This window comes from Thalassobacterium maritimum, from assembly GCF_031127805.1.
In the GTDB taxonomy this organism is placed as follows: domain Bacteria; phylum Verrucomicrobiota; class Verrucomicrobiia; order Opitutales; family Coraliomargaritaceae; genus Thalassobacterium; species Thalassobacterium maritimum.
This window is the reverse complement of record NZ_JARXHW010000010.1, coordinates 1-11,839: the sequence shown is the minus strand read 5'-3', so window position 1 is coordinate 11,839 and position 11,839 is coordinate 1. Positions and strand designations below refer to the sequence as shown.

Annotated in this window: 10 protein-coding genes; 7 read left to right on the top strand and 3 right to left on the bottom strand. The window is 54.1% G+C overall.

Annotated features, from left to right (window positions below; genetic code table 11):
* Nucleotides 1-111 precede the first annotated feature (111 nt).
* Together QEH52_RS06095 and QEH52_RS06090 are read left to right on the top strand one after the other, a co-directional pair.
* Nucleotides 112-1,311 carry a response regulator gene (locus QEH52_RS06095; protein ID WP_308949207.1) on the top strand — a complete coding sequence of 400 codons (1,200 nt, stop codon included), beginning with the start codon at nt 112-114 and terminating at the stop codon, nt 1,309-1,311.
* Between the two features lie 26 nt (nt 1,312-1,337).
* Nucleotides 1,338-2,171: an MBL fold metallo-hydrolase gene (locus QEH52_RS06090; RefSeq protein ID WP_308949206.1), complete on the top strand. Its 834-nt coding sequence runs from the start codon at nt 1,338-1,340 to the stop codon at nt 2,169-2,171.
* Nucleotides 2,172-2,216: 45 nt separating this feature from the next.
* Here the strand turns inward: QEH52_RS06090 and proB are convergent, their stop codons facing one another.
* From proB to pyrH, 3 genes are all read right to left on the bottom strand, one after another.
* The gene (gene proB, locus QEH52_RS06085) at nt 2,217-3,281 is read right to left on the bottom strand and encodes a glutamate 5-kinase (protein WP_308949205.1); all 1,065 of its coding nucleotides are present in this window, start codon (nt 3,279-3,281) and stop codon (nt 2,217-2,219) included.
* 80 nt (nt 3,282-3,361) lie between these two features.
* Complete coding sequence (gene frr / locus QEH52_RS06080; RefSeq protein WP_308949204.1) at nt 3,362-3,919, bottom strand: ribosome recycling factor; 558 nt, start codon at nt 3,917-3,919, stop codon at nt 3,362-3,364.
* A gap of 63 nt (nt 3,920-3,982) precedes the next feature.
* Nucleotides 3,983-4,723, bottom strand: a complete 741-nt coding sequence (gene pyrH, locus QEH52_RS06075) for a UMP kinase (protein WP_308949203.1) — start codon at nt 4,721-4,723, stop codon at nt 3,983-3,985.
* 165 nt (nt 4,724-4,888) lie between these two features.
* Here pyrH and QEH52_RS06070 point away from each other — a divergent pair, with 165 nt between their 5' ends.
* The 5 genes from QEH52_RS06070 (at nt 4,889) to QEH52_RS06050 (ending at nt 11,495) form a co-directional block, all read left to right on the top strand.
* Nucleotides 4,889-6,103 carry an aspartate kinase gene (locus QEH52_RS06070; RefSeq protein ID WP_308949202.1) on the top strand — a complete coding sequence of 405 codons (1,215 nt, stop codon included), beginning with the start codon at nt 4,889-4,891 and terminating at the stop codon, nt 6,101-6,103.
* Between the two features lie 50 nt (nt 6,104-6,153).
* The gene (locus tag QEH52_RS06065) at nt 6,154-7,470 is read left to right on the top strand and encodes a YiiX/YebB-like N1pC/P60 family cysteine hydrolase (RefSeq protein ID WP_308949201.1); all 1,317 of its coding nucleotides are present in this window, start codon (nt 6,154-6,156) and stop codon (nt 7,468-7,470) included.
* A gap of 61 nt (nt 7,471-7,531) precedes the next feature.
* Complete coding sequence (gene thrC, locus QEH52_RS06060; protein WP_308949200.1) at nt 7,532-8,884, top strand: threonine synthase; 1,353 nt, start codon at nt 7,532-7,534, stop codon at nt 8,882-8,884.
* A 390-nt stretch (nt 8,885-9,274) separates the two neighbouring features.
* Nucleotides 9,275-9,820: a GbsR/MarR family transcriptional regulator gene (locus tag QEH52_RS06055; RefSeq protein ID WP_308949199.1), complete on the top strand. Its 546-nt coding sequence runs from the start codon at nt 9,275-9,277 to the stop codon at nt 9,818-9,820.
* A 169-nt stretch (nt 9,821-9,989) separates the two neighbouring features.
* On the top strand, nt 9,990-11,495 hold the full coding sequence (locus tag QEH52_RS06050) for an MraY family glycosyltransferase (protein ID WP_308949198.1): 1,506 nt from the start codon (nt 9,990-9,992) through the stop codon (nt 11,493-11,495).
* Nucleotides 11,496-11,839 lie beyond the last annotated feature (344 nt).

The following is an 11,839-nucleotide window of genomic DNA, read 5'->3' as shown; positions in this document are numbered from 1 at the left end:
CTCGCTCTTCTCATCAGTTGTATCATTATCGCTTTCTTGCTAGTGCTTGTTTTTCGTCAACGGCGCCAAATTAAAGAACTTAGTCGCAAAGCTTATCGCCCAGAAAGCTCTATGCTGGTCGAAGATGAGATCGATGAGAATACAGATGTGGGCTCCGTCGCACTTTTTGCTACACTTTCACATGAGTTACGCACTCCGCTGAATGGTCTCTTAGGGATCGTTCAAATGTTGAATGAGGAGAAAGCGGACGAGGATTTAGCCGCGATCGAAGGTTGTGCGCGCCATATGCTGGCTGTCATTAGCACCCTTGTAAATCATTCGAAGATTAAAGCGGAGTGGGATGATTTGCCGGAGTATCGAGAGTGGGTCAGCCCTTATGAACTGTTTGAGCAAATCGCAGTGCATCTTCATTTTCGTGCTGGCTTACGTGGTCTGAAGTTACGACTGGATCATCAAGATAAGACGACTCGTCTACGTGGTGATTACGATCATCTACGCAATATCATTGAGAATACCATCTTAGGTTCGTTGGAAGCGATCTCTTTGGTCGAGATCCCCGTCGACAAAAAGGCGCTGACAATTAGGTGGGAAGCGAGCGATGGTGAGGTGCGAGTGGATATTCATAATCCGCTCGAAACGTATTCTGAGGATCGAGGCGAACAAGTCGTGACTGCGGGGGGCTTGACTACCGGGGAACGGCTTCCACGCGTTAAAATGGAGTATGTGTATTGGTCCGTGGCTTCGATGCTACTGGAAAAATACAAGGGAGCTCTCATCTCTAAGCCAAATCCCAACGAAGGTGGTGTTAGCACCTTGTTCTCTTTTGAAATGGAGCAGATGCAGGCATCGCCGTCCGAGAAGTTGCCGATCGGCGGCCTTAGTTATGAGGGGCAGAAAGCCGCAGCGAAATACGTTAAACAGTTACCCTTTAAATTGTCCATCCTGGTCGCGGAAGATGATCCTGTGGCTCGCAGCTTGATGGCGACCGTGCTGAAACATATGGGGCAAGAGAGTCGTTTCGCCACCAACGGGCGCGAAGTCTTGGATCTGGTCAGCCAATCGAAGAGTTATGATCTGATTTTGATGGATATTGATATGCCGATCATGGATGGCTTAAGTGCGGCCATCGCCTTGCGTAATGGGGAAGCTGGCGAGTTTGGGACTAAGATTCCGATCGTTGCGGTCACCGCATTTAATACTTTGTCCGATGAGAGCCGTTTTCGAAAGGCAGGTATGAATTACTTTTTGCCCAAGCCTGTTAAATTAAAGAATTTACGCGCTGTCTTGCTCGAGGTCGTTCGCTCGGAATAAGCGAGTCGAATGAAAAATTATCGTGAATGGCGCTTGCTGGATTGCCAGCCGCGGAGGGACACGCCATCTCCTTTACTATGGAGATCATTTTTTTAGGAACGGGCACCTCGCAGGGCGTGCCTATGATTGCGCAACCCGAAGGTGAGGGCTGCGATATGAGCAATCCCAAAAACTGGCGCACGCGCACCTCGATTCACGTGGAAATGGGCGGGCACCACATACAAGTCGATGCGGCGCCAGAGTTTCGCATGCAGTGCATCCAGCATGGATTGGATCAAATCGATACTTTTATTCTGACACACGGGCACGCCGATCACATCCTGGGGATGGATGATTTACGCCGCTTTTGCGATCTCAATGGAGGCGAGGCCTTGCCAGTCTATAGCAGCGAAGAGGGCTTGGCACGCATTCAGCAAATCTTCCCCTATGCGATCTTAGATAAGCCATTGGTCAAGGGCTATCCCGCCTTCAAGTTAGAGCGCATGCCTAAAACCCTGGAGCTTCCCGGCGGCACTGTTGAATCAGTGGCCTTGCCACATGGAGCGATCGAAGTCTTGGGGCTCGTATTTACCGAGGCAGAGACGGGAAAACAGTTCACCTACTACACCGATTGCAAAGCAGTGGGAGAGGAGGCGCGCTTGATTGCTGAAGGCTCTGATGTGGTCATTCTCGATGGTCTGCGCCCGAATCCACACCCTTCGCACATGACGATTGGCGAGGCCACTCAAACTGCACAGGAAATGGATGCGCCAATTTCTTTTCTCACACACATGACCTATATGGTCGATCACGATGAGACTGAGGCATCGCTGCCGGAGAATATACACCTCGCCTATGACGGCTTGCGTGTGAGTTGGTAGTTGATCCTTGGCCCTTGATCCTTGGCCCTTGGTAGTGCTTGATTGCTAAAGCAGCACTAAATGGTCGCGGTGCACCACTACGTTGTCTTCCAGCTCAGCAAGGTCGCTGCTGAGGCGTTCCATATCGTAGTTCACGATTCCGTGTGCGATGGTTGCTCCATTGGGCGCGCAGATGTGCACTACGTCTCCGCTCTCAAAGTTACCCTCGCAGCGGACGATACCTGCGCGCAGTAGGCTTTTGCCGCGTTCGATTAGCGCCGCGACTGCGCCGGCGTCCACGGTGATCGAGCCGTGAGTGGCGTCTTGAATCGCGATCCAGCGCTTGTGTGATTTGACCGGCTCCTGGCTCGGCATGAAGTAGGTGCCGACGCTTTCGCCTTGTAGTAGTTTATTGAAGAGTTCGGAGTCACTGCCGCTGCCAATAATTACGCCGCAGCCAGCGCGATGGGCAATTTTTGCGGCCGAAAGCTTGCTGATCATGCCACCCACCGAGGTGGTATGTTTGGTGCCCTGTGCCATCGCCTCGATTTCGGGCGTGATGGATGCGACGGTTGGCACCACTTCGCCAGTGCCCTGCATGTCGATCAGGCCAGGGATGTTGGACAGAATGAAGAGCATGTCGGCATTCGTGACGCTGGCCACCAGTGCCGAGAGGGTGTCGTTGTCGCCAAACTTGATCTCAGCAGCGCTGACCGTGTCGTTTTCGTTCACGATCGGCACGGCTCCATTGGCCAGTAGGCGCTCGATGGTGTTAAAGACGGCGTTGTGCCGGTGGCGTGCGCGCAAATCTTCGCGGGTCAGTAAGATCTGCGCCACTGTCAGCTTATGTGGGTCGAAGCATTTTTGCCAGGTGTTGATCAAGATGCTTTGGCCGACTGCTGCGCAGGCTTGTAGCGTCGCGAGGTCTTTGGGGCGCTTGTCCAGGGCGAGTTTGCCCATGCCCAGACCGACTGCACCAGAGCTGACTAGGATCACCTCGATGCCACGCTGGCGCAAGGTGCTTACCTGCGCACAAAGGGTCGCGATGCGATCTGTATCTAAGTTGCCGATCCCGGACGTGAGCACGCCAGTGCCGAGCTTGATGACGATGCGTTTAGCTTGATTCAACATTTCCAGAGCGCTTAAAGCTGAGCGCAGAGGTCAGAGCATCGGGCGTGATGTCCTCTGACCTCTGTCTACGGGCTTCTGAATTAGACCTTCTTGAGGTCGGCTTCCTTAGTGGCCAAATGCTGGTTGATTTCGGCGATGTAGTCGTCGTGTGCTTTTTGCACTTCTTTCTCGTAGCGCTTGAAATCGTCCTCGGGCAGACCGTCGTCATTTTTAGCAGTCTTCAAGAGGCTGAGTGCATCGCGGCGGCCTTGGCGCACGCGCACACGGCCATCTTCGGCCATGCCACCAGCAGTTTTTGCCAGTTCCTGACGGCGTTGGCCGGTGAGCTCTGGCACCGGGACGCGTAGGATGCCACCATCGATGATCGGATTGAGGCCGAGGTTGGCTTCTTGAATGCCCTTTTCGACATCTTTGAGCACGCTCTTGTCCCAAGGTTGCACCATAATTGTGCGGGCGTCGGGCGTCGTGACTGCGGCGACTTCCTTCAATGTCACCGAGCTGCCGTAGGCATTGACGCGCACGCCGTCCAGCATGGCGGGCGTTGCCTTGCCAGTGTGTAGGCTGCTGAATTCGTGCAGTGTGTGATCGACCGCCTTTTTCATATCGGCGTGCATGGATTTGAGGATTTCTTTTGGCATGATAATAAAATTTAAATGTGAAAAACGAAGAGTGAGTCAGGGGGCGGATTGCCTCTTCAGCGTCTAGTCGACCAGGGTGCCGATCTCTTCGCCCATGACGGCGCGGTAGATCGAGCCAGGCTCCTTCATGCTAAATACGAGAATAGGAAGCTTGTTTTCCATGCAAAGCGAAAATGCGGTCGAGTCCATAATCTTGAGGCGATCACGCAGGGCATCGATGTAGGGCACATGATCGTATTTCACGGCGTCTGTATGTTGCTCCGGATCTTTATTGTAAATGCCGTCCACCTTGGTGGCTTTCATCAGCATGTTCGCGCCAGTTTCGCTGGCGCGTAGCGCGGCAGCGGTATCGGTCGAGAAGTAGGGGTTGCCGGTGCCACCTGCAAAAATGACGACGCGGCCGCGCTCTAAGTGGCGTGTGGCACGGCGTAGTATGAATGGCTCGGCCAATTTCGCCATCGGGATGGCGCTTTGCAGGCGCACAGTGACGCCCAGTTTCTCCAGGCAATCCATCAGCGCGAGGCCGTTGATCACAGTGGCCAGCATGCCCATGTAGTCACCTGTAGTGCGATCGACGCCTTTCATTTCCGCGCCGCTGAGCCCGCGGAAGATGTTACCGCCACCGATGACGAGGCCAACTTGCACCCCGATATCGTAGACTTTTTTCACCTCTTCGCAGATCGCTTTGAGCGTCGCAGGGTCGATGGGTTCACCATCTTGGGCATTTCGAAGCACTTCCCCACTGAGTTTGAGGATGATGCGTTTATATTTCGGTTTCGGTTCCGCTTGGTCAGATACAGTCATGAAAAAGTTCTTAAACGCGCTTTTGCCCAGTTCGTCAACCTATGTCTTTATATCCGATAATCTTTCCTTGAAACTTCTGCCCGCTAGTATTGCGTAGGCGCCTCTCCTCGAATCATTTCGATTTATTATTTACGCGCATCTTGCGCTTCATCAGCTTTCAATAACATGGCACTCATCGTTCAGAAATACGGCGGCACCTCGGTCGGAGATGTTGATCGGATCAAAAATGTCGCGCAACGGGTCAAAGAAACCTACGCCGCAGGCAACCAAGTCGTGGTTGTGGTTTCCGCGCGTTCGGGCGTCACGAACGAGTTGATCGGTCGTGCCAAAGCACTCAACCCCCAGCCTGACGAGCGTGAAATGGACATGTTGCTCACCGTTGGCGAGCAAGAGACCATTGCGTTGACTGCGATGGCATTGCATGCGCTCGGCATCCCCGCGGTCTCTCGCACCGGTCCCCAGGCGGGCATCCTGACCGACCCTTCCCACACGCGGGCGCGCATCACCAGCATTTCTGGTGGCGATATTAAAGAGCAGCTGGACGCTGGTAAAGTCGTCATTCTGGCTGGCTTTCAAGGTCACTCAGCGGAGGGTCAAATCACCACCCTCGGTCGGGGTGGTTCAGACCTGAGTGCGATCGCGATCGCGGCCGCGTTGAAAGCCGACCTCTGCCAAATTTGCACTGATGTGGATGGCGTCTATACCGCCGATCCGCGCTTGGTGCCTGACGCGAAGAAGCTAGATGAGATCTCCTATGAGGAGATGCTTGAGCTGGCTAGCTCTGGCTCCAAAGTGATGCAGAACCGCGCCGTCGAGTTCGCGCAAAAATTCAATGTCGTTTTTGAAGTTCGCTCCAGTTTTAACAACAACCCGGGTACTATTGTGAAAGAAGAAGTCGCCTCTATGGAAGACGTCGTGGTGAGCGGTGTCGCTCTCGATAAAAACCAAGCTAAGATCGTTGTCAGTGATTTGCCGGACCGTCCGGGCACTGCTGCCAAGCTCTTCCAAGTGCTGGGCGCCGCCGGCATTAGCGTCGATATGATCGTGCAAAACATCGGCCGCGATGGAAAGGCGAATATGACCTTTACCGTGCCACGCGAAGATATCTACCGCGCTGAAAAGACGGTGGTCGAATCTTTCCCGGACGAGGCTGCTGGTAAGCTCTTCGAAGCCAACGATATTGCAAAGGTTTCTGTGGTCGGTGTCGGCATGCGCTCGCACTCCGGCGTGGCCGCTACACTCTTCGATGCCCTGGCTAAGGGCGGTGTGAACATCCAGTTGATCAGCACCTCGGAAATTAAGATCTCCGTGGGGATCGATCCCGAGGATGCGGAAAAAGCCACTCGTCTCGTGCACGCTGCTTTCGGGCTGGGGCAGTAGCCTCTCTGCTGCGGTGCCGTTGCGCTTATTCTCGTGAAGCGATCACTTAAGTGAAGCATGTTGCGACATTGCTGGCCGCTGCGGCGGCCTTGCCGCGAAAAGAGAATTTAGCGGACTGTATCGAAGACATCACACGCGCCGAGGCGCGCGGCTATTTTTTGCCCAACGAGGATGAGCGCATCCGCGTCCTGTATGCGCGCTATTTAGCGGTGCGCACGTCTCTGCTTGAGTGCTTGAGCGATGTGCTGTCGGGGCAGTGGTCTCCACGCCAGCCGACCGATCTGCGCGAGTTTGCGGTCGCGTATGCGGCAGCCTGTTTGTTGGTGCGTGCGGCTAGCTATTTGATCGATCTCACCGAAAATGCGCCCGTGACGCGTCAGAAGCTCGACGAGCCGGAGTCGCGCTATCAGCTGAGCGCCAAAAGCTTCACGCAAATTTATCAAAGCCTCACCACGCCGCGCCGGTGGTGGGGCTTCTTTGATGCCAGCAGTTTCTATCAGGCCCGGCGTGCCGATATTTTGGCCCTGCGCGCCGATCCTGAGCTGTCACTGGTGGTGGATCTGTTGCAGGCGGAAGAAGGTCTGGTGGAAATATGCCGCCAAGACCTGCTGCAAAAGCGGCTGAGCTACCGGATCCACTCCTTTTTGCGCCGTCGGGCCTCTGGCTATCGCAAGGTGATGTTTGAGCTGTTTAAGCTCAGCGGCTCCAGTATTGCCGAGCTCAAGCAGCCATTTGTGAAGCCAGCAGGTGCGGGCAAGCGAGTCGATGCCGAGGTGCGGGCGCGTTTGGAGCGCTTTTTACAGCCAGGCGATGTGCTGGTGACGCGTCACGATGACGCCCTCAGTAATCTCTTTTTGCCAGGCTTTTGGCCGCATGCGGCGTTCTACCTCGGCACAGGCGCGCAGCGAGCTGCGCTTGGGGGCGAGCTCCCCAGTCTTGCGCCAGAGCTGCGCTTTTTAGAGTCCAAGCGTGATGGTGTGCGCTTGCGGCCTGCCGACGATACCTTGCAGGTCGACTGCCTAGTGGTGCTACGTCCCACATTGAGCGGGGCCCACGTCGCCACCGCGATCGAGCGCGGGCTTAGCCATGCGGGCAAGCTCTACGACTTTATCTTTGATTTCACCGCCTCCGATCGCTTGGCCTGCACCGAGCTTGTTTACCGCGCCTATCACGGCGTAGGGCCTGTGCAATTCGAGCTGCAGTCCTATGCGGGGCGTAACTGCCTGTCGGCAGAGAGTTTGATCAATCAAGCCGTGGGGCAGGGCTGGTTTGAGCCCGTGCTAGTCTTTGGTCTGCATGGGGATGCGTGGACCCAAGGGCCCGCCGCGCGGCAAATTTTGCGCGATAGCTTTGCCGCGACTTTCTAAGAGTGTCGAAAACAAGGTAATTCTCGGTTGACTCTATTGCTGTGACAGCAAACTGAGAACTATGCAATTTACCAGCACACGCGGCCAAGTGCCCCCCGTTTCTTTTTCCACTGCGGTGGCGCAAGGTCTCGCGCCCGATGGCGGGCTCTATTTGCCTGAGGAGTTGCCCGATCTGAAGCCCTATTTGAGCGAGTGGTCGAAACTCAGCTATGCCGAGCTCTGTGAGGCTTTCTTTCGTATCTTCGCCACCGATATCGATCCCGCCGAACTCAAAAAAGTCGTCCGCCGCAGCTACACCAGGTTTGACCATGCCGACATCGCGCCGATTGTGAAGCTTGACGACGAGCGCTACGTGCTCGAGCTCTTCCACGGCCCGACGCTCGCGTTTAAAGACTTCGCGCTGCAACTGCTCGGTAACCTTTACGAATCGCAGATCACCCGCACTGGCAATCGCATCTCCGTGCTCGGCGCCACTTCCGGCGATACCGGCGCGGCCGCGATCCACGGCCTGCTTGGCAAGGAGGGCGTCACCACATTTATCCTCTATCCCGATGGTCGTATTTCGCCGCTGCAAGAGCGTCAGATGACCTGCACCGGGGCCGACAATGTATTCCCGTTGGCGATCAAGGGCAGCTTCGACGACGCGCAAACCGCCATGAAGACGGTCTTTGAAGACCACGAATTCGCCGCCGAAGTTGGTTTGTCTGCGGTCAATTCGATCAACCTTGCACGGATTCTCGCTCAGTGCGTGTATTATTTGTCCGCTTACTTCCGTCTGCCCGCAGATGTGCGCGACGACATCACATTCGTAGTGCCCACTGGTAACTTTGGCAACGTGCTGGCCGGCTGGCTGGTGCAGCGCATGGGGGTGCCGATCAAAGGCTTCCGCGTGGCAACCAATCAAAACGACATTTTGCACCGCCTCTTCCAGACCGGCACCTATCAGCTCGATGAGGTCGCACCCAGCGTGGCGCCGTCGATGGATATTCAGGTAGCGTCCAACTTTGAGCGCTTCCTCTATTATGCTGAAGGGCGCGATTCCGCTAAAGTGCGCGAGATCATTCAGACCTTTAAGCAGACCGGGAAATACGTATTTGATCAGTTCGATGCTGCTGGCTTTAGCAGTTCCCGCACCGACGACGCTCAGATTGCCCGCATCATTAAAGATGTGTATGCCAAGTATGGATACGTCGCCGATCCGCACACCGCCTGCGGCTTTGCTGAAGGCTTTGAGGGCAAAGAGATCATTCTCTCGACGGCGCATCCTGCAAAATTCCCCGACACCATTCAAGCCGCGATCGGTGAGGATTCCACCCATCCCTCGTTGGAGGAATTAAAGCAGCGCGAGATCGTCAAATACAGCGTCGAGCCCACACCCGAAGCGATCAAAGCCTTCATGCGAGCTCACGTATAGTGTGCGATCATTAAGTAGCCGAGTGCTTTAGCCTCGGTTCCGACCTGCTGTTGCTCCCGGCCCGCTCATACGCGAACGGGATCTAAAGTCCCCCGCTACTAGAGCGCGTCTTCAGTAGCCGAGTGCTTTAGCCTCGGTTCCGATCTGCTGTTGATCTCGGCCCGCTCATACGCGAACGGGGTCTAAAGTCCCCCGCTACTAGAGCGCGTCTTTAGTAGCCGAGTGCTTTAGCCTCGGTTCCGACCTGCTGTTGCTCCCGGCCCGCTCATACGTGAACGGGGTCTGAAGCGCCCCGCTACTTTATATATCTTGTTCAATAAATCTTGAACAAACTGAGGTGGGCTGCCAGTTTGCTAGTTCTACTGACCGTTTTTTTCTTTTTTTTGAATCATGTCCGCCTCTTCGTCCAATGACTCTGCTTTGTCTGCATGGGAAGCATCGATGATCGATGTCTTTGTTCGTGCGGCTAGTTTGATTGGGCTGCCACGTTCGATTGGTGAGATTTACGGTTTGCTCTATTGCTCGCCGCGAGCGCTTACTTTCGATGAACTTGTTGAGCGTCTGCAGATCAGTAAGGGTTCTGTCAGTCAGGGAGTGAAGCTACTGCGACAGCTAGGTGCGGTGAAACTTAAATATGTTGCAGGCAGTCGTCGCGATCACTACCAGCCTGAACTTTCGATGAAGCGCTTGGTGCGAGGATTTATCAAAGATCAGTTTGAGCCGCATTTGAGTTCGGGCTCGGAGCGATTGCAGGGGCTCGAATCTTTGATACAGCAAGAGGACAATGAAGCCTTACGTGAGCATGCCATGGGGCGTCTGGGCACCTTACTGACATGGCAGCAGCGCACGCGTAAGCTGGTGCCGATCGTGATGGCAGTTTTGGGGGGGGCTAAGCTTTTCGATCAAGACTCTTCGGCTGATGAGTATGTAATATGACTTGTGAGTGAATTGAGTGCGGATCTATTCTGTAAGCACACTTTTTATGTGAAAAGAAGTTCGCCAGTATGTTTTTTTTACTATTTTTGTGCTCCTCTCTATAACTTAAGTATTCGGCCAAGCTTGCTTGGCTTACTTTTACGCTCCCTACCTATTAGCTTCTTAAATCGTGTTATTTTCTGCTCTATTTTTTCTTCTTCTCGGCTGTCTGGCCTCCTGGTTGGTGATTCATTTATGCTTACACGCTGGCTTGGGGCAGGGGGGAGATAATCAGCCGCAACACCACCATACGCATACAGGTATTATCCCACGCATTGGAGGGATCGGTATTGTCTCAGGCTTTGCAGTCACCTATCTCCTTTGCTTCTTTTATTTGGATCATACGGATAATAAGACCTTGGTTCATTACGGCATCTTTGTCGGTGCGGCTGCTTCGTTTCTGCTTGGTTTTATTGATGATTTTCGCCCCCTCGGTGCCAAGGTAAAGTTATTGGCTCAAGTGATTATCGCCATGATTGCGCATGAGTGCGGGCTTTCCATTGATAGAATTGGTGTGCCTTTTACTGATATTGTGCTCCAGTTGGGGGTTTTTAGTATGGCGCTCACAGTCGCTTGGGTCGTCACGATCATGAATTTGATCAATCTGATTGATGGCCTCGATGGTCTCGCTGGGGGCATTGGCTTGATGCTCATGGCGCTGCTGGGCTTTCTGGCTTATCAGTCGGGGGTTGCGATTTCTTTCGTGCTCGCGTTGGGCATGATGGGCGCGATTTTAGGCTTCCTCTTTCATAACTTTCCTCCGGCGAAAGTGTATATGGGGGACTCTGGTGCGTATTTGATTGGTTTTGTAATTGCGGCGCTCTCCTTAGTTAATTCAGAGAAGGGCACCATTTTGGCGGCATTGATTGCGCCAGTCTTAGCACTGGCTTTACCGATTGCAGATGTCGCTTATGCGATGCTGCGTCGTGGTATTAAGGGCTTGCCCATTTTTCGGCCAGACCAGGGGCACATTCACCACCGCTTGATTCGCTCGGGCTTGTCGCGTCAGAAAACTGTGATTTTTCTTTATGGGATCTCGCTCTTCGCGCTGGTAGGAGGTTTATTAGCTTTTGCAGATCAGGGCCGCTATTTGCCTATATTTTTGGGTTTCGCTTTTGTTATCATCTTGTTTGCCTTGAAGGGGCAGAAAGTCTCGCCCGAGGTGGTGCGCAATATTTTGACGGAGTCTTTCCAGGCGCGCCAAGATACTAAAAACTCACTCTATTTGCGGGATTGGTTTATCGTTGAAGCGGAGCGTGCGGACACAGGGCAGCACTTATGGGCGGACTACCGTTTTGTCTTGAAAAAAATGGGCTTTTGCCGTGGGGAGCTTGTAGTTAAAGGGGCGGTACGCACCTTCTTTCAGCCCGATACACCACATGACGAGCCAGATTTATTATGGACTGAAACGCATAAGGTGGGGCCTGAGGTTAAGCTGACTGTGTATGCAGCCAAAGATAACTTTTCTGAGCGTCAGTTTGCGATTATCTCCGACATCGCAGCCGAAGCTTGGTCCAAGGCAGCTGTTCGTTGGAAAGAGACCAACGACAATTCACTCGATTTCGACGCTAAAGCCAGCGAAGCCTCCAATTACCGGGAGCAGAAGGCTAGAAATTTGTATCGGCCAACTTATTGAGCTTCAGTAGCCAGAGTGCTTTAGCCTCGGTTCCGGCCTGCTGTAGCTCTCGACCTGCTCATACGCGAACGGGGTCTAAAGTCCCCCGCGACTAGAGCGCGTTTTCAGTAGCCGAGTGCTTAGTCTCGGTTCGGACCTGCTGTTGCTCCCGGCCCGCTCATACGCGAACGGGGTCTGAAGAGCCTCGCTACTAGAGCGCGTCTTCAGTAGCCGAGTGCTTTAGCCTCGGTTTGGGTCTGCTGTTGCTCTCGGCCCGCTCATACGTAAACGGGGTCTAAAGTCCCCCGCTACTAGAGCGCGTCTTCAGTAGCCGAGTGCTTTAGCCTCGGTTCGGGCCTGCTGTT